Genomic DNA, 20,694 nt, shown 5'->3' on the forward strand with positions numbered 1-20,694 from the left:
TTGCCCACTGAACAAATGGAAAGGAGAAAAACATGAGTGTTCGTGATCTGATACCCTGGGGCCGCGACAACGGCAACCAGGTTCCAAGTCTCCTTCGCGAGGACGACCGTGATCCCTTCCTGTCGCTCCATCGCGAGGTGAACCGCCTCTTCGATGACGTATTCCGTGGTTTCGGTTCCGGCCTGCGGTCTGTCGGCAACGCTCCTGCTTTTGGAGCCGGCTGGCCAAGCGTCGAAATCTCCGACACTGACAAGGAGATCAAGGTAACGGCCGAAGTGCCTGGGCTGGAGGAAAAGGACATCGAGGTCCTGCTCAATGATGGCGTGCTGACGCTGAAGGGCGAAAAACGTTCCGAGAGCGAGGACAAGACTCGCCAGTTCTCCGAGCGTTATTATGGCAGGTTCGAGCGCCGCATCCCCCTCGGCGTCGAGGTCAAGGAGGACCAGGTCGATGCGCATTTTAAGAACGGCGTGCTGACCGTCAGTTTGCCGAAGAGCGATAAGGCACAGTCGCAGGTCAAGCGTATCGCTATCAAGAGCTAATCAGCCCAACCTTCTGGGGCCGCGGTACATCTGCGGCTCCTTCAGCAGAGTTTGCGATGATTTGCGATTTTCGAGAGTCTGAAGATGACCTCGACGCCGCGCCGATACTTGAAGGCGCGGCGGCCAATTCCAATATCCTATTCAGGAAGATAGGTGGCGTGGAAAGGAGGAAGAAAATGCCGCTGAATAATGTTCCCTGGGATCGTCCGGTGACGATCCGCCTACAATGCGGTTTGGACCGCACCTTTGCTGGCGTCTACGACGCTCTCGATTTTCTCGAAAACGAATGGCCGTTGCGACATGGAGAACGCCATGAGCGGGCCGTGAAAACCTGTCGCGGTGCGCTCAATGGCGCCGTTCCCGCGGTGATCGCGCGGGAAGCGTTCATGGCCGCATGCCTCGAAGCCGGCATGGCGACCGTCATGACTGCGTCAAAAGTGAAGCCGCATACTTACCCACCCGCAGCCAAACGAATGGCTGCGATCTAAATGCGGCATTGGGTGTCCCGCTTCGCTCGAGGCGGGACCTGGCTCTCGCGCTGCTCGGGGCTTCCAATATCGTCATTACGATCGATAACTGGCTACTCCGCGGTATCATCGGCACGTGGAACAACAAAGGCTTGAGTGGCTTTTCCGTTTCACGACCTATGTCCGAGAATTGTCATGGCCAGCGACAAGCTATCGACCTACCGATCCAAACGCGATTTTGACAAAACCGCTGAGCCGAGCGGCAAGGAACCGATCAAAAAGACCAACCGCCGGCGCTTCGTCATCCAGAAGCATGACGCCACACGTTTGCATCACGATCTGCGCCTCGAACTCGATGGTGTGTTCAAGAGCTGGGCCGTCACCAAAGGACCGTCTCTCGATCCGCACGACAAGCGCTTGGCAGTAGAGGTCGAGGATCATCCGCTCGACTATGGCGACTTCGAAGGCACCATACCGAAAGGTCAATATGGTGGCGGCACGGTGATGTTATGGGACCGCGGCTATTGGGAGCCGGAAGGCAGGAAAAGCCCCTACCAGGCTTTGGCCAAAGGGGATTTCAAATTCACGCTGGAGGGAAAACGCCTGCATGGCAGCTTCGTGCTCGTGCGCATGCGCAACGATCGCGATCCCGGCAAGCGCAACAACTGGCTGTTGATCAAGCACCATGACGAGTTTTCGGTAGAGAAAAATGGCGCCGCGGTCCTGGAGAAAAATGCGACATCGGTGGCGTCAGGACGCTCGATGGAGATGATTGCTGAAGGCAAGGGCTGCAAACCCAGGCCGTTCATGGTCGAAGGTGGAACGATCGAGGCCGACGCCGTTTGGGACACCGGCGAGACCACTCCAGGAAGGACAGACCATGACCAAGCAGATCGCACTCATCACCGGCGCCAGCCGCGGCCTCGGCCGCAGCATGGCGCTGCATCTTGCCAAGCGCGGCGTCGCCATCATCGGCACCTATCGCAGCGTCGCGGCAGAGGCCGATACGCTACGCCAGGAGATCGAGGCGCTGGGCGGCCAGGCCGCAATGATCGCGCTCGACGTCAGCAATTCGGCGAGCTTCCCGGCATTTGCCGAGACGGTCGCCGAGACGCTGAAGACCCGGTTCGGCCGCCAGCAGTTCGATTTCCTGGTCAACAATGCCGGCCACGGCCTGTATGCGCTGCTGACCGACGCGACCGAAGAACAGTTCGACTCGCTGATCGACACGCATCTGCGCGGCCCGGTCTTCCTGACCCAGAAGCTGCTGCCGCTGATCGCCGACGGCGGGCGCATCCTGAACGTCTCGTCGGGTTTCGTGCGCGTCACCATGGCGGGCTACGGCCTCTATGCGGCGGCGAAGGCGGCCATCCAGACGCTGACCAAGTTCATGGCGGTCGAGCTGGGGGCGCGGCAGATCCGCGTGAACACGATCGCGCCGGGCGCCATCGCGACGGCGGCGTGGTCCGCGACGATGCGAACGTCAACGCTTATGTCGCCGGGACCATCGCGCTTGGCCGTGTCGGCGAGCCCGACGACATCGGCGGCGCGGTCGCGGCCATCCTGTCCGAAGACATGGGCTGGGCGAACGGCACCACCTTCGACATCTCGGGCGGCCAGGCGATCTGATCGTCGCGCCGCTCCTCCATCCGGAATTGCCGTCACACCGAGAGGCCATCATGCCCGACCCTAGCCTGACACTCATCAGCCACCCGCTCTGCCCGTTCGTTCAACGCGCCGCGATCGTCCTTCTCGAGAAGAACGTGCCGTTCGAGCGGATCAACGTCGACCTCTCGGCCAAGCCGGACTGGTTCCTGGCGCTCTCGCCGACCGGCAAGGTTCCACTGCTCAAGGTGCACCAGACCGACGAGGAGGACGCCATCCTCTTCGAAAGCGTGGTGATCTGCGAGAATCTGGAAGAAACGCAAGGCGGCGCGGCGATGTATCCCGACAATGCGCTGCTGCGCGCGGCAGCGCGCGTGGATCGAATTCGCCACGCAGACCCTGGCCGATGGCTGGCAATTCCTCAACGCCACCGATCCGGCGACCGCGGACGCCAAACGAGCCGCGTTCCGCGACCGGCTCCGGAAGCTGGAGGCCGAGGCTGAGCTCGGGGCGGGCCCGTATTTCGCCGGCGCCGCCGTCATTCCGGGGACATTGAAGAAAGCTAAGCGCTCAACCGAGATTGACGCGAAAATGCTCCGCGACGCGGTCGGCGGACTCCTGAACCTTCTCAGCCTGGTCGTAGAAATCGAAGTGCTTTCCGCTCGTCCAGTAGATTTCCTTGGGACCGGCCAGCAGCCCATGCACCTTAAGCGCCTGATCGGGGAACGCAGCCGTTTGAGAGTGCACGATGAGCGTCGGCGCCGTGACCTGCGCAGCCTTCGAAACCGGGTCGAAATCGATCCACGGCTCCCATGCCAAGACGGCAAATGCATTTCGCCAGGCGCGGACGCCGCCGCCACGGGACTGGTCGAGATAGTATTCGCTGGGGCTGACGCTCGCTGCGGTTTGATCGGTGTTGTGATAGGCGAGAATGGTCTCGATCTCGCCCGTTTCTTCAAAGTGCTTTCGCGCGCGCTGACCATCGGACCTGAGCCGTTCAACGGCATCGGGGGCCTTCTTAATCAACGCCACCAATGATGGCTCCGAAAAAAAGCCCGCGACCGTGGCGACCGCTCCCACCTCGCTGTCCTGTGCCGCGGTGTAAAGAACATTGCCACCCGATGTGCAGATCCCGAGCAGGCCTGTCCCTGAGACGTCGGACCGGCTTGCAAGGAAACGCAGTGCGGCGGAAAAATCCTCAGCCTTCGAAGCCGGGTCTTCGTACTGGCGCTTAGTCCCGCCGCTCTGGCCGTAATTGCGATAATCGATCGCCAGCGCGATGATGTCGCGAGCGGCCAATTCTGCGGCATAGGTGCCGCCCATCTGCTCTTTCACCGACGTGAACGAACCGCCGACGGCAACTGCCGGATATTTTTTTGAGGGCTTGTAACCGGCCGGCAGATAAAGATGTCCGACGACGAAGCTGTCGCCGCTCGCGAAGCTGACCGTCAGCGGCGAAGAGCCGCGCTTATCGTTCAAGATCTCAGACATACCAACTCCTGTGTGGAACAACACCGTTGCTACTCCGAGGCCAAGCCCGAAGCTGCGGCGGGAAAGAGACAAGGGTGCCATTTTTGTATCCTCATTGATCCAGATCAGAATTTGTACTTCAACGCTTTTTTTGACAATATGCGTTTGCTTGTATGGGCTCTCAAACTGGATTTGATAATGCGTGCAGATTTGCTCGACGGTATCTTGGCCTTCACCCGTGTGGCGGAAAAGAGAAGCTTCAAGGCCGCAGCCCTTGAGCTGGGTGTTACACCGGCTGCGATCAGCTGGACAATCAAGCAGTTGGAGAGCCGGGTCGGCACGCCGCTTCTGAACCGAACCACCCGGTCTGTGGGGCTGACAGATGCAGGTGCTTTGTTTCTGGAGCATGCTCGACAGGGCGTGTCGCAAGTGATGACCGGGTTCGTGGCGGCCCAGAGTTTCGGGATGCGACCGGCGGGCGTGCTGCGTCTCAACGTTCCGCTCGTGGCCCAACCGCAAATCGAGCCGCTGCTGGCCGGATTTGCAGACGCCTATCCCGATATCGAGCTGGAGCTTGCGATGGAGGATCGGTTCATCGATATCGTGGCGGAAGGGTTCGACGCAGGTATTCGTATCGGCGAAACCATCGCACAGGACATGATCGCGGTTCGCTTCATGAAGTCCTGTCCGATGGTGGTGGTGGGCTCATCGGACTATTTCAGAAAGAGGGGCAAACCTAAGCGGCCTGAGGATTTGTCTGAACATTCCTGTGTCAACATCCGGCAAACCAGCGGCAGGGTCTATCGATGGGCCTTCGAGGAGAAGGCGAGCGATGGTGGAGCGCGGGTCTTCGACATTGCGGTGAAGGGGCCGCTCACAGTCAACACGGCCGATTTGACCTTGTCGGCGGCAGCATCGGGTGTGGGGCTAACCTACAATATCGCAGCCAATGTCGCGCCGCTTGTCGAGCAGGGAATTCTTGAGACGTGTCTTGAGGATTTTATGCCGGTCATGCCGGGATTTTTCATCTACTTTCCGGCGCAGTCTAAATCTTTGCCCAAGCTCAGGGCCTTTCTGGACTTTTGCGCCGATTACAATCTCGGGTAACGAGGACTAGCCTTCCGGTCGCAGGTTCGGATCCATTCAAGGCGGGGCATAGCGACTTCTGCAAACGGCCTTAGGTTCATCGACAGAACGCACTTTGCGGCGTCCTAGACACTAGATTTACGCCAAGCCATACCTAATATACTGCTCAGCTCAGCGAGCCCACTTGATCCAAAAACCTCCTGAATTGCTCTTCAGGAACGAACGATCCGCCCGTCGTCCAAAGGACGTGCGTCGCTCGCGGCATCTTGTCTTCGATGCTATGCTGAGTCTGGAAGCGCCGTCCCTCTGAATGGCGGACGATGAAGTCGGGACCCAGCAGCGCCGCAGCCGCAGACGGTTCGAGCTTCTGGCGCTGGGTCGTCCACGCCATACGCAATAGCTTGAAGAGGTCGTTGTCCGCCACCGTGAAGACCCCGGCAAGCATTTCTCGCATCACGGTCGCCACAAACGCCGACATCCGGGCGACTGCCATGCCGTCGGCTTCCGTCTTGTTCGTCAAACCCACGTCATAAACCGAGACCAGGTCCCGCGAGCCGGACATCATGTGGACGAGCGCACATGGAGACTGAACGGGTTCGACGAAAAACGCGTGCACGTTGTCGCCGAAGATCGCCTTTGCGCCGAAAGCAACCCCGCCAGGCGCTCCACCGATACCGCAGGGCAGATAAAGAAAAAGGGGATTATCCTCGTTGACGGTTATGCCACGTTCATCCAGTTGCCCCGCCAACTCCGATGCTGCCGTGCTGTAGCCTAGGAAGAGGTGCCTGGATTGTTCGTCGTCAACGAAATAAATAGTCGGCTCGGCTTCGGCGATGGTGCGGGCGTTCTCCACGGCGGTCGTGTAATCCGCTTCGTGCTGAATGACCTCCACGCCAAGTTTCCGCAGACGCTCGACCTTCCAGGTCTTGGCATCTGAAGACATGTGGACGGTGGCCTTAAAACCCAGCGCGCGTGCAGCAATACCCACGCTCAAACCGAGATTGCCCGTGCTGCCGACAGCGACGGTGTATTGCGAGAAGAACGTCCGGACTTCATCAGTCGCTAGCTTGCGGATGTCTTCGCCGTCGGTGAGGAAGCCATTGTGTCGCGCAAGACCCTCCGCAAACAGGAACACTTCATACACGCCGCCGCGTGCCTTAATCGAGCCTGCGACCGGGAGGTGGCTATCGGCCTTGATGAAGACGTTTCCAAATTCCCGCGTGCGGTATCCGAGGGCCTCGCGGAGCTCCTTGAGCTCGACCAATTCGGAACGGATCTCACCGTTCGTGGATTCGAGTTCGGGAAAGCAGGCGGCGAGGAGGGGTGCCAGGCGTTGCCAATTCATGTGGGCACGCTGAACATCCGCAGGAGAGATCGGCAGGTCCGAAGTCTCGATTGCGCCTTGACGGTAGAGCGGGTTGAGCCAAAGCGTCGGGCGTGCTGCGAGGATGTCGTCGCGAGCGGGGTCGGCGGGCAGTACTGCGTTCATGTCAGTTTCCAAGCTTCCGTGGACCGGGACAAGAGGGACTCTCTCGTCAGTGCTTCAAGACCCGCGCGAGGAAGGAGCGCGCACGATCATTCTTGGGGTTGTCGAAAAATTCGTCGGGCTTGCCGATCTCGAGGATTGATCCCTGATCGATATAGACGACGCGATCGGCGACTTCGCGTGCGAAGCCCATCTCATGCGTCACGACCATCATCGTCATACCGGAAGCGGCGAGTTCGCGCATCACGTCGAGGACTTCGCCGACCATTTCCGGGTCGAGAGCGCTTGTCGGTTCGTCGAACAGCATGAGATGCGGCTCCATTGCCAGCGAGCGGGCGATCGCCACGCGCTGCTGTTGGCCCCCCGAAAGCTGCCCCGGATACTTGTGGGCATGGGCTCGAAGGCCGACGCGGTCCAGAAGCTTCATTGCCGTCGCCTCGGCTTCATCCCGAGACTTCTTGCGGACGCGCATGGGAGCAATCGTGATGTTGTCGAGCACTGTCTTGTGCGGAAAAAGACCGAACTGCTGGAAGACCATGCCGACGCCCTTTCGGATCGCGGCAAGCTCGCGTTCTCCGCCCAGCCTGCGATCTGCTTCGACAGGCATGTCGAAACCATCAACGACGAGGCTGCCGTTCTGGTACATCTCGAGACCGTTGACGCACCGGATCAGGGTCGATTTTCCCGAACCGCTAGCGCCCAAGATGACCATGACTTCACCGCGGGTCACAGAGAGATCGATGTCCTTGAGCACATGGTGAGCGCCGTAGAACTTGTTCATGCTTTTCATTTCGACGATGGCGTTCATCGTGGAATCTCCGTGTTTCATAAGCTCAGCGGCTACCTGTCGCCATGTGGTCTTCGAGCTTGCGTGCGGCATAGGTGATCATCGAGCCGATCAGGAAATAGGTTATGAGAAGGAACGAGAGGACTTCGAACGTCCGGTCGCCATATTGCGGGTTCGCAAGGATCATCTGCCCGGCACGGAGGAAGTCGGTGAGGCCGATGATGAAGACGAGCGGCGCCGAGTTGAAGATGTCGAGCACGTTGCCGACCAGCGGGGCGACGACAACGCGAAGCGCCTGTGGCAGAAGGATCGAGCGGTTGATATCGAACTCACTCATGCCGAGGGAGCGCGCCGCTTCGGTCTGCGCCCGCGGCACCGCCTGGAGGCCGCTTCGAACGTATTCAGCGACGTAGGCTGAATAGAAGATCGTGAAGCCGATCATGCCACGCGCGACATCAGCCAATCCCCATTGAGGCGCCAAGACAGGCATCAGAATCCAAATCCAATAGACGACTAGGATGAGTGGAACCGAGCGCATGACCTCGATGTACCAGGTGCAGATGATCCGCAGGCTCGACAGACGGCTCTGGCGGCCGAAGGCAAGGAGTATTCCGATCGGCAGGGAGAGAACGGCCGTTACGAGCGTAAGCAGTACGCTAAGCAGCAGTCCACCCCAAAGGCCGACACCTGGAGGCGCCATGACGGCCACGATGACGACGAAGCCTGTAAACGCTGCGGCCGGAAGGATCTTCCTGGATATGGACACATAGGAGGTCAGCGCCCAGCCAAGCATGGTCGACGCGATGATCCCGCTGGCGGGCAGTGCATTTCCGAAGCCGCCATCTACGATCAGCAGCAGGACCGGCACCAGCAGTAGAACGAGACCGTGGTGCGGCCTGAAAGGGAAGACACAGCCGAGGCCCGCGCCGAGAATTGCGCCGATGACTGCCGAGGCCGTCCATGCACGCAAAGCTTGGTCGGCAGGAAACACGCCGATCATGAGAACACGAAGGCTCTGCACGATGATGTCCCACTTCGCCGATATAGCTGCCCACTCAGCGATCGAATTGGCGAGCCAGAGGACACCCGGGATGACGAGGAGGGAAAGGACGACGTCGAACGGCTTAGCGAAGAGGTTGTGACGGGTCCACTTGATTGAGGTGGCGATCATCGTGAAACTCCCATTGGGTTCAGACGGCGGTTTGTCCAGTAGACGATCGTGCTTATGATCCAGCTCAGGATCAGGTAAGACGCCATCACGATGATGATGCCTTCGAGACTGTGGCCGGTCTGGTTGGCGATCGTTCCGTAGATGTTGAACAGATCGGGATATCCGACGGCGATGCCCAGGGCTGTGTTCTTCGTCAGGCTGATGTACTGATTACCGAAAGACGGCAGCACCACGCGGAAAACCTGTGGGAGCACGATGTCTTTCACGGTGCAGCGTCGGTTCAAGCCGAGCGAGGCTGCGGCCTCCCATTGCGACTTCGGCAGGGCGTCGATCGCGCCACGGACAGTCTCCGCGATGAACGAAGCGCTGTTTACGATTATCGCAAGGAGAAGGGCCGCCATTTCGGGGCTCATGCCCGTGCCGCCGCTGGCTTTGAACTTGTTGGCGAGCGGGAAGCTCATCGCTACCCCGCCCGTCGCGAAGAGGAGTGCGAGGCAGACCACCGTTGCTGCTACGCAGGTGCAACGGATGCCTTTGACAGGGTCAAAGACGGCTCCGAGAACAGAAACCCAAGTGAGCGTGATCAGCGCCATTGAGATCATGGAGTCGCCGCCGGTCCATGAAAGGGTAGGAACGAAAACGCCCTGCTGACTGACGATCAAGCCGTAAAAGTGCGCGGCCGATGCCATCGGCGGAAAACGCAGGACGACAGCGAAGTACCAGAACACGAGCTGGATCAGCAGCGGCGTGTTGCGGACGAACTCGACGATCCAGAAACAGAGATTGCGCACGACCCAGTTGGTCGATAGGCGGCCGACGCCGAGCATCGTGCCAAGAATGGTGCTGAGGATGATGGCAAGAATCGCGACCTTCGCGGTATTGAAGATGCCGGTGGCGAAGGCAGATGCAACCGTCATGTCGGACGAGAAGAGCGTGAAGTCGGGAAGGAAGCCTTCGCCGGCGGTCAGGGTCCAGCCTTCACTGATGTCGAAGCCCGCGGTGTTCGCAAGGAATGAAAAGCTGAACCGGATGCCCTTCTCGGCAAGTCCGGACTTCACCGCATATGCCAGCAGGCCGAGGAGTGCGACGACGATGGCTATGATCCCGAACTGGATTGCCTCGTGTCGTATGCGGTTGCGCAGGCGCCGCGACTTCAGGTGATCATGGTCTACCATGCCGTGGACTGGACTCGTTTCATGGATTGTCATTGTCGTCAGGCTCCAGGTGTCAGGGGGGCGAAACGTCACGGTCCCGACCCCCAGCCACTGTTAGTTCCAGAGCGGCGAATAGATCGCTCCACCTTGCGTCCAGAGCGCATTCGGCGTGCCCTTGCGATCGAGATACATCTTCGTCTTCGGGCCGAGGTTACTGTCATAGATTTCGCCGTAGTTGCCTACGGCCTTGATGGCCTGAGCGATGAAGTCATCAGACAGGCCGAAGTCCTTGCCATAGCCGCCGCCTATACCCAGGAACTTCTGAACGAACGGGTCTTCGCTCTTGAGCTTCTCCACGAGATTGGCTTGCGAGATGTTGGATTCTTCTGCCTGGAAGAGGCCGTATTCAATCCAACGAAGGGCGTTGCGCCACTTGGAGTCATTGGCGACAACGAAGCCGCCGAACGGTGACTTATCCAACGTGTCCGGGAGGATTAGATAGTCGGCAGGCTTCGGTGCGTTTCCAGCCCAGGCTGCGAGTGCGGACTTGTCGGTGCTCATCGCATTGCAGCGCCCGGAGTTGAGAGCTGAGAAGAGCTTTTCGAGGTTTTCATAAGTCAGGACCTTGGAGTCCTTCCAGCCACGCGTCTTGAAGGCTGCCGTCAAGACGGTCTCGGTGGCCGATCCCTGGGTGGTACAGATCGTCGCGCCATCGAGGTCCGCGAATTGCTTAATCCCGGCATCCGCCTTCACCATCAGTCCAGTGCCGTCGTAGAAGTTGATCGGAAGGAAGTCGATCGCGATTGACGATTCGCGCGCCGGTTTGATGGTGGTGTGGGCGAAGACAACGTCCACCTGACCCGTGAGCACGGCATCGAAGCGGCTCTTGTCAGTGACGGTGACGAACTTCACCTTCGAAGCGTCGCCAAGAACGCCGGCGGCAACCGCCTTGCAGAAATCGACGTCGAGGCCTTCCATCTGGCCCGTGGTCGTATTCAGGTAGCCGAAGCCCGGCGCAGTATTGTCGGTGCCGCAGTTGAGCACGCCGCGCTGCTTGACGGTATCGAGCACGGATGCGGACGCCTGTGTCGCTGCAAATGCAACGCCCGCGAAAATGCTTGCGGTCAGGATTTTCAATAAATTCATCTAGGTTCCCCTTTCGGATCGCGATAGCGACGGTGACGCCAAGTAATGAGCGTTGGCCCTCATCGAAAGTCCGGTTGGACGCTGGAGGCGTTATCGCCATTCTGAATGCGTCGTTCCCACCATTGGCCAAGGTCTGCGTGCGATCCCGCTCTCAGTCCCATCAATTGGCAGATGGACAGTAGGAGCGGGGTCTCTTCAAATCTACTTAATTCTCCTGAGGTGATACATTAGGAAATCTGCTGGTTTGCGCCTGCGATGAGAGAAGCTGTCGGCATGGGGCTCGTTGCGCCGGCACCCGGTGTCAAGAGAGGGGCGGCTTCTCGGCCATGCGGTCGAGGAACGCCTGGAGGGCCGGGCTGCGCTTTTCATCTTTCCGGAAGGCGATAAATATCCTCCGGCGGATTTCCGGAACGAGCCTGCACACCCAGACGTCTTCGAGATCGTAGCTGGCGCGCAGGCCAGGCAGGATCGAGATGCCGTAATTCTGCCGGATCAGCGCGATGGTCACTTCGAATCCTTTGCACCTCGCCACGATGTTGGGCTTGAAGCCCGCTTCCTGACAGGCCTCCACCAGCATCCTCGTATAGGTGTCGGAAGCGGTGTCGATCGCCCACCGGTCCTCCCGAAGCTCATGCAGGCCGACAGTTGGTCGCTCCGACAGCCTGTGATCCCTGGAGACCATGACGTTGAACACGTCCTCCATCAGGAAGATCGTCTCAATGTTGGGATCGAGCGCGCCGGTCGGTATGTTCAGGTCGTCGATAATCGCGACATCAGTCTGCCAGCTTCGCAGCGCGGCAACGCTTTCCCCCGGCTCCATCTCGTCGAACTGCACGGTGAGGTGAGGGTGACGCTCGGCGAGGTCGTAGACGACCTTCGGTATGACGGCGGCCGCCACGGAAGGAAACGCCGCCACCCTAAGCTCGCCGGAAACGACGCTTTTCAGTTCGGCGATGTCTGCTTTCGCCGATTCGATTTCGATGAGGATCTTCTCTGCCCGCAGCACCAGCTGCTGGCCGGCGGGTGTCATGACAACGCCCCGGCCGCGTCGCTCGACGAGCCGCATGCCCACCTCTTCTTCAAGAAGAGCAATTTGCTGCGACACGGCCGACGGCGAGACGTGTAAGGCTTCTGCCACCGCCGCCATGGTCTTGCGGATCGACAGTTCACGCAGTGCCCGCAGACGTCCGACATCCATAGCGACCTCCTCGCAGTTTCAAAATCATTAGCATGTCTGAACGTATAAGCAAATATTATTAACTTTTTCTGGTGTTTCGATCGATCTAGGTTCCGTCTCAAATTCGAGGAATTGGAGAACTCAGATGACCAATGCTGCAAGGGTGCATTTCAACACCACCGTCCAGGAGGTGGATCCGCTCGTCGCCGATGCCCTTGCGTCCGAGCGGACCCGACAGCAGAATCAGATTGAGCTCATCGCTTCGGAGAATATCGTCAGCCGTGCGGTTCTGGACGCCTTGGGGCACGAGATCACCAATAAGACGCTCGAAGGCTATCCCGGCAACCGTTTTCACGGCGGCGGTCAGTTCGTCGACATTGCCGAGCAGGCCGCGATCGACCGCGCCAAGCAGCTCTTCAATTGCGGCTACGCCAACGTCCAGCCGCACTCGGGAACACAGGCCAACCTTGCCGTCTTCTTCCTGCTGCTGAAGCCCGGCGAAAAGGTGCTGTCGCTGGACCTTGCGGCCGGCGGTCACCTGTCGCACGGTATGAAGGCGAACCTGTCGGGCCGCTGGTTCGACGCCAACAATTACAGCGTCAACCCGCAGAACGAGGTCATCGACCTTGATGAGATGGAACGCATCGCGGAAGATATCCGGCCGAAGCTGCTGATCACCGGTGGCTCCGCATATCCGCGCGAACTCGACTTCGAGCGTATGTCGAAGATCGCAAAGAAGGTCGGCGCCCACTTCCTGGTGGATATGGCCCATATCGCCGGTCTCGTTGCCGGCGGCGTTCACCCTTCACCGTTCCCGTATGCCGACATCGTGACGTGCACCACGACCAAGACGCTGCGCGGTCCGCGTGGAGGCCTGATCCTCACCAATAATGAGGAATGGTACAAGAAGCTGCAGGCAGCCGTCTTCCCGGGCGTTCAGGGGTCGCTGCACAGCAACGTTCTGGCCGCCAAGGCGATTTGCCTCGGTGAAGCGCTTCGAGACGACTTCAAAGACTATGCGCGGCAGGTCGTCGCAAACGCGAAGATTCTCGCCAACACGCTTGCCGACCGTGGCGTCCGTATCGTTTCCGGCGGTACCGACACCCATATCGTCCTCCTGGATCTCTCCAGCAAGGGGCTTCTCGGCAAGCAGGCGGAAACGCTGCTTGCTCGGGCGAACATCACGTCGAACAAGAACCCGATCCCCGGTGACTCCCCGCGTCCTCCGGAATGGGTTGGCATGCGCCTCGGCTCATCCGCTGCGACGACGCGCGGCCTCAAGGAAGAGGAGTTCCGTGTACTTGGAAAGGTGATCGCCGACCTCATCGACGCCGAGAACCAAGGCAGGACCGATGAAGCGGTCGAGGGCGCCAAGGCCAAGATCGCTGAACTGACGAGCAAGTTTCCGGTCTACGGACACTGATACCAGCCTAACGCCGGACGCACGTCATGCTGCGCGGTCAAATCGAACGTTCGGCATTCCTTTTCACAGACCCAGCTTGCTGGTGCGAACTTTGATCGAATGGAGACGCATCCCATGGGAATGGATAGATTCACACGCGCCGCGAACATCGACGGCAAGCAGTTTGCCACGGAACTGCTGGAGCGTATCAAGTCGGACGTCGAAGTGCTCAAGATAGAAACAGGCGTCGTTCCGGGTCTTGCGGTTGTACTCGTTGGTGATGATCCGGCGAGCGCCGTCTATGTCGCCTCCAAACATCGCCAAACGATTGCGGCAGGCATGAAGTCCTTCGAGTACCGGCTGGCTGCGGAGACGACACAGGACGAACTCCTCGCGTTGCTGGATCGCCTTAATGCCGATCCGGAAGTTCATGGGATACTGGTGCAGTTGCCGCTACCTGCCCACCTCGATCCGAACGCCGTGGTCCAGGCCATCAACCCCGACAAGGATGTCGACGGCTTTCATGTCTTGAACGCCGGCTGTCTCGCTACCGGCAATCCCGCGCTGGTTCCATGCACTCCTCTCGGCTGCATGATGCTCCTCAAGGATACGCTGGGCGAGAACCTCTCGGGACTTCATGCGGTGATCGTCGGGAAGTCGAACATCGTCGGCAAGCCGATGGCGCAGATGCTGATGAATGCCCACTGCACGGTAACCGTCGTTCATTCCCAGACGAGGAACCCTGCGGAGCTTTGCCGCGCTGCCGACATCCTCGTCGTCGCGGCAGGTCGTCCCGGTCTCGTCCGCGGCGACTGGATCAAGCCAGGCGCGGTCGTCGTCGATGTCGGCATCAACCGGATAGAGGGCGACGGCAAGTCAACGATCATCGGCGACGTTGCCTACGGGGAGGCGGGCCACGCCCGCGCCATCACGCCCGTCCCCGGCGGTGTTGGTCCGATGACCATCGCCTGCCTCCTCTCGAATACGCTGACCGCCTTTCGCAGGCGTCACACCTTGGCCGCTGCCGCCTGAGTCCGAACAAGGATTTCTCAAATGACGACCACGCACCCCCGTTTCGCACTTCGCGTTGCCTGCCCGTCGATCCGCGGTGTGACCGCTGCCATCGCGACTTATCTCTCCGCGAACGGCTGCAACATTTCCGACAGCGCGCAGTTCGACGACGCTGACACAGGACGCTATTTCATGCGCATCAGCTTTCAACCGGAGGAGGGACACACGCTTGAGCAGCTCTGTGAAGGGTTCACGCCGATCGCGGAGAAGTTCGAAGCGAATGTCGTCGAGTTCTTCGATGAGACCGAGAAAAAGAAGGTGATCCTGATGGTGAGCCGCTTCGGCCATTGCCTAAACGACCTCCTCTACCGCTGGCGGATCGGCGCGCTGCCGATCGACATTGTCGGCGTCATCTCAAACCACATGGACTATCAGCGAGTGGTGGTGAACCACGACATCCCATTCCACTGCATCAAGGTCACGAAGGAGAACAAGCCGGAAGCCGAGGCGAAGCAGATGCAGATCGTCGAGGACTCGGGCGCCGAGTTGATCGTGCTCGCCCGCTACATGCAAGTTCTCTCCGATGAGATGTGCCGGAAGATGTCGGGCCGAATCATCAACATCCACCACTCGTTCCTGCCGAGTTTCAAGGGGGCCAACCCCTACAGGCAGGCGTTCGAGCGCGGCGTCAAGCTCATCGGTGCGACATCGCACTACGTCACTGCCGATCTCGACGAGGGTCCGATCATTGAGCAAGACATCGTGCGCGTCACCCATGCTCAGAGCGGCGAGGACTATGTGAGCCTTGGCCGCGATGTCGAAAGTCAGGTGCTCGCCCGCGCGATCCACGCTCACATTCATGGGCGTGTGTTCATCAACGGTAACAAGACGGTGGTGTTCCCGGCGTCTCCTGGGTCCTACGCGTCTGAGCGCATGGGCTGATCGAATGAAGGTCTGCCTGGGACCAGTATCATCGGTGTCACCGCAGCCTATCTGCCTGCCGCAACAGATCACGAGACGGGTGTTTGCCGACCTCGTCAGCGCGCGCGCCGGAGATAGACAAGCCTATCATGCAACGAAAGCACGTCTTGATGCCGCTGAAGGGAGAGTTACCACCGAAGCTGCGCGATGATTGCGGCTGCCCAAGAGGCCCGCGTGTGGGTGTCCGTGGCGTGAGGTGATCAGGCCCGCGCATTAGGCGAAGACCTTGGTCTGTCTTGCCGTGCCACTGTCACGCTGCGCCACCATTTCCCGATGGCACTCGTCTCTTCGGCCCAGCAGCTTGCTTGATTGCCTGAGGTGCTCCTCTGTTATTCTCAAAAGCTCACGAGATTTCGCAACCGCGTCTTGGCCGACCAAGAAGCTCTGAAGGTATTCGTTGCCAACAATCGCGGAGAGCCTGACGAAATCGACCATATTGGTGCTCCTGCAGCCAGCGGGAGCACGTACGATCTCTCTGTCGTCCGCGCTGACGATCCGTAGAATCGCGGAGGATGTTCCGACAAATAGGGCCGCAGTTAAGAAAAACCACCTTTTCGTCCCATAGGACGTAAGCGATTCAGTATTGCCGTGCCGAAGGTCGCGCCCCGGCCCGCAGGTGGCAAATATCGAGTTATTCAGACGGCCGGTCATCTTTTGCCCAAACCCCATCTTTCCTGAAATAGGATGTCGATCTCTGGCATAGAATGATCCAATTGCGCAGTTTCGATGATTCTCCATTTCAAATCAATGGTTTGTCTATCTCGGATAGGTCGAGAGTGGGTTCGATTCCCTTCACACCATTACGGATCCGATTTTGTGGAGTGTGGGTCGTGGTCCTTAAAAGTGGCGTCGCAGCCAAGCGCGGGACGACTGCTTTGCGCCTTCAAGACCGCAGTTAGGACGCCCGGTTTGTCATTCTTAGAACCGCCGGTCGGATATGAAACAGACAACGCCGGGCTTCAGGTGAGTTTAGCGAGGATATCGTCGACGACACTTGGGACGGTATTCGCTGTGTCGACATTAACGCCGGCAGGAAGATACTCCCGGATGCTATGGTAGCGCAGTACCAGCGCCCGCTCGGCGGGCTCGAAGCCCGGCTCATTCGGCCGCCCATCTAGTCGTCGGTTCAACGTCTCAACGTCAATGTCGAGCACGAAAAGCTTATCGAACAGGTCCAGGAATTTGTGGAAATTGCGCGAACGGCCACAAAAGAACGTGGCAGGATGGGTGGTGTCGGCAGCTATCGCTCGGACCTTGTCGACAGACCAGATCCAGTGAGCGTATTCCCAAGCGATGCGGTCTGCCCCTTCGGGCGGTCCTGCGAGCGCCCGGCCTGTCTCGGGGTCGCCGACATAGGCCAAAAGGCGGTCACCATGGACGACACGGTAGCCGCGCCGCTCCAGTTCGGTAGCGACAGACGTCTTTCCAGTACCCGAGCCGCCTTCGATTAGATAGTTCTTGATGCCCATAGGCCTTGTTATCACGGCCTTCAGTCCGTTGAGAAGACACTCTACCTAGGTGTACCCAGCCAACGAGCCTACGAGCTCACCTGATCAGGGTTAGCATTCGGCACATTTGGATTAAGGGTGAATGTCTGGTGGGAACGCTCGCCCGCTCCGGCCGGAAAGGCGGGCGGAGTCAGTTCCCAAGAGCAGACGTTCCCTCGAGGCGAGTTTCCCGACCCGCGCTACTTGCCTATGCTGGAAAGCAATTCGTCGAGCTGCTCCAACTGCTCCGGCAATGCGGCCGCCGAGCCCTGTAGTGCTTCCTCCAGCGCCTCCTTGGACGGATAGACTTCGTGGAAATTCACTAGCGTCCTCCCGCCTTGGTCCTCGAAGGTCACGGTCGTGATTGCGCCCTCTTCGCTCTCGTCGTTGGTCCAGACGATACGCTCGTTCGGCACCACCTCGAGATACTTGCCATAGAAGGCCATGGTGTCCGAACCGCCGGCGCCGAATTCCAGCAGATATTTGCCGCCGGTACGGACATCCATATCGCACGAGACGAGCGAAACGCCGGATACCGACTTTGGCATCCACCAGCGCCGAAACAGCTCGGGCTGGCTCCACGCCCTGTAAACCGTGCTTGGCGGCGCATTGAATGTCCGCGTTACGATGAGTTCGCGATCCCCTTTGCTGTTAACTTGCTCAGTCATCGCTTCCCTCCCGTTTCATTTCGCTGATGATTTCGTCCAATGCTTCGAAGCGGGTTTCGAAGAGCTTGCGGTGCGCCTCGATCCACTCTGCCTCCGCCGAAAGGCCGCGTTTTCCAAGCTTGCAGGTTCTCACCCGTCCGACCTTCTGCGTGACGACGAGCCCCGCCCGCTCGAGAACCTGGACGTGCTTCTTCATGCCGGTCAGCGTCATCTGGAACTTATCCGCGAGACTGGTGATCGACGCGTCTCCTCGCCCTAGCTGATCGATGATCCCGCGGCGGGTCGCATCGGACAGCGCCGCAAACGAGAGATCAAGGCGAGGACTTTTATACTGAACCATCTAGTTCAGTATATAGCCTGCTCGCGCAGGAAGCGCAAGCGTCCCGAACATTCCATGCGTTGGACCGGTCATCAGAGGTCATGCACCGCAGCGGCGGCGGCAAAAAACGTCTCCTGCGGGTGAAAAGCGGTCCTTCGAGCCACTGATGGACGAATGCCAGCTTTCAACGCCTGCTCTCCGAGTCCATCGGCTTCCGGCCTCAAATAGGTCATTACATGCGGGCAAAGCCAATGTCCGTTACCGAGGATTTTCAGACGGATAGCTTTTGCAACAACCGCGTCGTCGGTTCATATTTCTTCAAGAGCAAAAAAAGCACGCATAATTCGCGTCCCTCACAATCGCGCAGATATTGCTGGTCGACCAGGACTTTATCTTTCCGGGTCTATACCGCAACTGAGACTCAAGCTCGCATAGCAAGCGGGCTCACCCGGCGAGATCCTTGATCGTTGCAATAGGCAAGAACATCCGCATCGGCATAGAGGGAAAAGGCTGAAACCCGTATCCGACGTAAAGGTCCTTGCGCCGCTGCGTTTTTCCGGGGTCTCCGCAATCGAGTACATCCAGGATGACGACGGCCGTGCCGATTTGCTCCGCAATCCGGGCAATCCGTTGGAGGCAATCGGCGAGAAGAGTGCCGCCGTATCCACCGCCGCTAAATCTTTCGTCGCGACCGATCATGGAGATGTACGCGGCAGGGATCGCGCCGTGGCCCGGACGATTGCGAGCGAATATTTCCGGCAGTTCGTGGTAATTAATCGAATGAGCATTGATCGCGTAGAAGCCGATGATCGACTTCTCGTTCTCCGCCGTCAGCACCCAAACACGAAGATTATCTGCCTTTGTGAGCTTGTTGGCCGTCTTCTTGATGAAGTTATCGACTTGGCTAACGCCACACGAAAAAGCCGTCCGATCGTGTTTCGAAGGATCGAGCGGCTCCATGACAAGCTTCGGTTTTACGTCTTCTGCCATTACTTGGAAACGACAGTCTCACGATGACGCTTGAAAGCGTCCTTCAGGTTGTTCGTCGGCGCGGGCGGATTATCGAGAGCCTCGAAAAATGCCGTGTGATCGACTGCCTTAAGACCGGTCGCTTCGTGGGCCGCGATCGTTTCGATTGCAGACTTGTAAGCTGCATTGATCGTGAAGGCGGAATCGTCCATGCCAGAAAGCGCAGCCGCCCGGTGAATGGCATCCTTGATGCGTCGCTTCGTGCGGAAATTCATCCGGGCGTTGCTCGGCTCGTCGATATCAACAGTGATGTCTTTAAAAGAAAGCATATTTGCCTCCTGCCTTAGAAATTAAACCGCTTTGTACGCCTCATCGACGTACACGTCAAGTCTCACCGTGTGCGTCTCTAGACTGATGGTCGGGCCGCAATGGTGATTTTTAAGGATGGCCAAGTGGAGGTTGCCGCGGTGGAAGCGAGACTGTCACGTGAGATGCGACGAGGAGACCTTGCAGAAAGAAGGCACGTCCCCCTTGGCGCATTTGAAAGATCAACCTCTTGCCAACAGTGGGTCGACGGTTCGATCCTCATCAAGGCGGGCATTGCTTCGCAGCAAACAATAACCTATATGTAGGCATGTTCCTACATGGAGGCTACTATGAGCATCACGAGTTTATCTAGCCGGGAGTTGAACCAGGACGTGAGTAGGGCAAAGAAGGCTGCCAATAAAGGGCCTGTAGTTATCACAGATCGCGGGAAGCCGTCGCATGTGTTGATGACCTACAGCGAGTTCGAGCGCCTGACCGGCAAGCGCCGCAATCTTGTCGATGCTCTTTCAATGCCCGGTTTGTCAGCCATCGATTTCGATCCACCCCGAGCCGAAATTGCACCTCGCGGAGTCGATCTGTCTTGAAGTATCTGCTGGATACAAACGTCCTCTCCGAGCTGCGTAAAGTCGGCGACGGTAAAGCTGACCCGAATGTGACGAAGTGGGTCGGTGCTCAGGATTCCAGCGACCTATTCATTTCCGCGATTACGATTCTGGAACTTGAGCGCGGGATATTAAGCATCCAGCGGCGAGACGCTTCCCAAGGTACTCGCCTGCGGGCATGGATGGACAGCCGTGTCCGCCCTGAGTTCGCGGAGCGAGTTCTGTCAATCGATGACGCGATAGCAACACGTTGTGCCCACTTACATATTCCTGATCGCCGCAACGAAGCCGATGCCTTGATAGCGGCTACCGCGCTGGTTCACGGTTTAACTGTGGTCACACGGAATGTTCAAGATTTCGACGGCACCGGCGCGATCGTCGTCGATCCATGGCGCGAATGACCGGGCGCGTGGGTACTTTCGAGCCGCTCTCTTTTTCGGGAACTCCTGGGATCGCCTCAGCCACTTTGCCAGGATCGTAAGGGTCGAAGATTCGTTTCCCCTTCAAGAGCAAAAACGGTCTAACCTTTCAGTGCGGCGGAAAATGAAAGGTATGAAGGCAAGGTCCGAAAACTAGACCAACCGGGCGCGGCAAGCTTTGCCGCTCCAATGCTCAGCGCCGTGAAAGGACGGGATTGCGCGTGCTGCCGTCATCCGAAGACGCCGCGCGGCACGCAGGCGATGGGAATGAGGTTAGATCCAATGCGAGCGAACCCAACTTCTACCACGATCGGCGATTCGCTCCCATCGATCCTGAGGAATTACTTGGCAATGAGCGGAGCCGGCTTTCCTTGTCACAGAGATATGTCGACCGCCACAGGGATTTGGAATATTTTCG

21 protein-coding genes and 3 pseudogenes are annotated in these 20,694 nt (G+C 58.8%); 11 read left to right on the top strand and 13 right to left on the bottom strand.

Features of this window, described 5'->3' with window-relative positions; translation table 11 throughout:
• Positions 1 to 32 precede the first annotated feature (32 nt).
• From NXC24_RS25970 to NXC24_RS25990, 5 genes and pseudogenes are all read left to right on the top strand, one after another.
• Entirely contained in the window at positions 33 to 542 is a 510-nt protein-coding gene (locus tag NXC24_RS25970) for an Hsp20/alpha crystallin family protein (RefSeq protein WP_104826296.1), read from the top strand.
• A gap of 176 nt (positions 543 to 718) precedes the next feature.
• Positions 719 to 1,030: a DUF982 domain-containing protein gene (locus NXC24_RS25975; protein WP_104827838.1), complete on the top strand. Its 312-nt coding sequence runs from the start codon at positions 719 to 721 to the stop codon at positions 1,028 to 1,030.
• A gap of 174 nt (positions 1,031 to 1,204) precedes the next feature.
• Positions 1,205 to 1,861 (top strand): annotated as a pseudogene (locus NXC24_RS25980) (DNA polymerase ligase N-terminal domain-containing protein); the annotation flags it as partial.
• Positions 1,862 to 1,889: 28 nt separating this feature from the next.
• Positions 1,890 to 2,638 (top strand): annotated as a pseudogene (locus NXC24_RS25985) (SDR family oxidoreductase).
• A 50-nt stretch (positions 2,639 to 2,688) separates the two neighbouring features.
• Positions 2,689 to 3,148 (top strand): annotated as a pseudogene (locus tag NXC24_RS25990) (glutathione S-transferase family protein); the annotation flags it as partial.
• 36 nt (positions 3,149 to 3,184) lie between these two features.
• Here NXC24_RS25990 and NXC24_RS25995 read toward each other — a convergent pair.
• Entirely contained in the window at positions 3,185 to 4,105 is a 921-nt protein-coding gene (locus NXC24_RS25995; protein ID WP_245464155.1) for an alpha/beta hydrolase, read from the bottom strand.
• A gap of 177 nt (positions 4,106 to 4,282) precedes the next feature.
• Here NXC24_RS25995 and NXC24_RS26000 point away from each other — a divergent pair, with 177 nt between their 5' ends.
• Entirely contained in the window at positions 4,283 to 5,191 is a 909-nt protein-coding gene (locus NXC24_RS26000) for a LysR substrate-binding domain-containing protein (RefSeq protein WP_104826298.1), read from the top strand.
• Positions 5,192 to 5,336: 145 nt separating this feature from the next.
• Here the strand turns inward: NXC24_RS26000 and NXC24_RS26005 are convergent, their stop codons facing one another.
• From NXC24_RS26005 to NXC24_RS26030, 6 genes are all read right to left on the bottom strand, one after another.
• Positions 5,337 to 6,659: a D-serine ammonia-lyase gene (locus tag NXC24_RS26005; protein ID WP_104826299.1), complete on the bottom strand. Its 1,323-nt coding sequence runs from the start codon at positions 6,657 to 6,659 to the stop codon at positions 5,337 to 5,339.
• A gap of 46 nt (positions 6,660 to 6,705) precedes the next feature.
• The gene (locus tag NXC24_RS26010; protein ID WP_104826300.1) at positions 6,706 to 7,464 is read right to left on the bottom strand and encodes an amino acid ABC transporter ATP-binding protein; all 759 of its coding nucleotides are present in this window, start codon (positions 7,462 to 7,464) and stop codon (positions 6,706 to 6,708) included.
• 25 nt (positions 7,465 to 7,489) lie between these two features.
• The gene (locus NXC24_RS26015) at positions 7,490 to 8,614 is read right to left on the bottom strand and encodes an amino acid ABC transporter permease (protein WP_104826301.1); all 1,125 of its coding nucleotides are present in this window, start codon (positions 8,612 to 8,614) and stop codon (positions 7,490 to 7,492) included.
• Positions 8,611 to 9,822, bottom strand: a complete 1,212-nt coding sequence (locus NXC24_RS26020) for an ABC transporter permease subunit (RefSeq protein WP_104826302.1) — start codon at positions 9,820 to 9,822, stop codon at positions 8,611 to 8,613. The genes NXC24_RS26015 and NXC24_RS26020 overlap by 4 nt, the downstream gene beginning before the upstream one ends.
• A gap of 60 nt (positions 9,823 to 9,882) precedes the next feature.
• A complete protein-coding gene (locus tag NXC24_RS26025) occupies positions 9,883 to 10,914 on the bottom strand; it encodes a transporter substrate-binding domain-containing protein (RefSeq protein ID WP_104826303.1) in 1,032 nt (343 codons plus the stop codon).
• 301 nt (positions 10,915 to 11,215) lie between these two features.
• Complete coding sequence (locus NXC24_RS26030) at positions 11,216 to 12,112, bottom strand: LysR family transcriptional regulator (protein ID WP_104826304.1); 897 nt, start codon at positions 12,110 to 12,112, stop codon at positions 11,216 to 11,218.
• A gap of 124 nt (positions 12,113 to 12,236) precedes the next feature.
• On the opposite strand from NXC24_RS26030, the gene glyA reads away from it, so the two are divergent.
• From glyA to purU, 3 genes are all read left to right on the top strand, one after another.
• Entirely contained in the window at positions 12,237 to 13,514 is a 1,278-nt protein-coding gene (gene glyA, locus NXC24_RS26035; protein WP_104826305.1) for a serine hydroxymethyltransferase, read from the top strand.
• Positions 13,515 to 13,628: 114 nt separating this feature from the next.
• Complete coding sequence (gene folD / locus NXC24_RS26040) at positions 13,629 to 14,525, top strand: bifunctional methylenetetrahydrofolate dehydrogenase/methenyltetrahydrofolate cyclohydrolase FolD (protein WP_104826306.1); 897 nt, start codon at positions 13,629 to 13,631, stop codon at positions 14,523 to 14,525.
• A gap of 21 nt (positions 14,526 to 14,546) precedes the next feature.
• Positions 14,547 to 15,446 (top strand): formyltetrahydrofolate deformylase, encoded by a 900-nt coding sequence (gene purU / locus NXC24_RS26045; protein WP_104826307.1) that lies wholly within the window; start codon positions 14,547 to 14,549, stop codon positions 15,444 to 15,446.
• Positions 15,447 to 15,698: 252 nt separating this feature from the next.
• Here the strand turns inward: purU and NXC24_RS35265 are convergent, their stop codons facing one another.
• The 6 genes from NXC24_RS35265 to NXC24_RS26075 form a co-directional block, all read right to left on the bottom strand.
• Positions 15,699 to 15,920 (bottom strand): hypothetical protein, encoded by a 222-nt coding sequence (locus tag NXC24_RS35265; protein ID WP_158704554.1) that lies wholly within the window; start codon positions 15,918 to 15,920, stop codon positions 15,699 to 15,701.
• A 524-nt stretch (positions 15,921 to 16,444) separates the two neighbouring features.
• Entirely contained in the window at positions 16,445 to 16,954 is a 510-nt protein-coding gene (locus NXC24_RS26055; RefSeq protein WP_104826309.1) for a nucleoside kinase, read from the bottom strand.
• Between the two features lie 218 nt (positions 16,955 to 17,172).
• Positions 17,173 to 17,640 carry an SRPBCC family protein gene (locus tag NXC24_RS26060; RefSeq protein ID WP_104826310.1) on the bottom strand — a complete coding sequence of 156 codons (468 nt, stop codon included), beginning with the start codon at positions 17,638 to 17,640 and terminating at the stop codon, positions 17,173 to 17,175.
• Positions 17,633 to 17,980, bottom strand: a complete 348-nt coding sequence (locus NXC24_RS26065; protein ID WP_104826311.1) for a metalloregulator ArsR/SmtB family transcription factor — start codon at positions 17,978 to 17,980, stop codon at positions 17,633 to 17,635. Before NXC24_RS26065 ends, NXC24_RS26060 begins: the two co-directional genes overlap by 8 nt.
• Before the next feature lie 423 nt (positions 17,981 to 18,403).
• Positions 18,404 to 18,949 (bottom strand): GNAT family N-acetyltransferase, encoded by a 546-nt coding sequence (locus tag NXC24_RS26070; protein WP_104826312.1) that lies wholly within the window; start codon positions 18,947 to 18,949, stop codon positions 18,404 to 18,406.
• Positions 18,949 to 19,257, bottom strand: a complete 309-nt coding sequence (locus tag NXC24_RS26075) for a DUF1778 domain-containing protein (protein WP_104826313.1) — start codon at positions 19,255 to 19,257, stop codon at positions 18,949 to 18,951. The genes NXC24_RS26070 and NXC24_RS26075 overlap by 1 nt, the downstream gene beginning before the upstream one ends.
• 327 nt (positions 19,258 to 19,584) lie before the next feature.
• On the opposite strand from NXC24_RS26075, the gene NXC24_RS26080 reads away from it, so the two are divergent.
• The gene (locus NXC24_RS26080; RefSeq protein ID WP_104826314.1) at positions 19,585 to 19,839 is read left to right on the top strand and encodes a type II toxin-antitoxin system Phd/YefM family antitoxin; all 255 of its coding nucleotides are present in this window, start codon (positions 19,585 to 19,587) and stop codon (positions 19,837 to 19,839) included.
• Positions 19,836 to 20,258, top strand: coding sequence for a type II toxin-antitoxin system VapC family toxin (locus tag NXC24_RS26085; protein WP_104826315.1), 423 nt, complete (start codon positions 19,836 to 19,838; stop codon positions 20,256 to 20,258). The genes NXC24_RS26080 and NXC24_RS26085 overlap by 4 nt, the downstream gene beginning before the upstream one ends.
• The last annotated feature ends 436 nt before the right edge of the window (positions 20,259 to 20,694 follow it).

Source organism: Rhizobium sp. NXC24, assembly GCF_002944315.1.
In the GTDB taxonomy this organism is placed as follows: Bacteria; Pseudomonadota; Alphaproteobacteria; order Rhizobiales; family Rhizobiaceae; genus Rhizobium.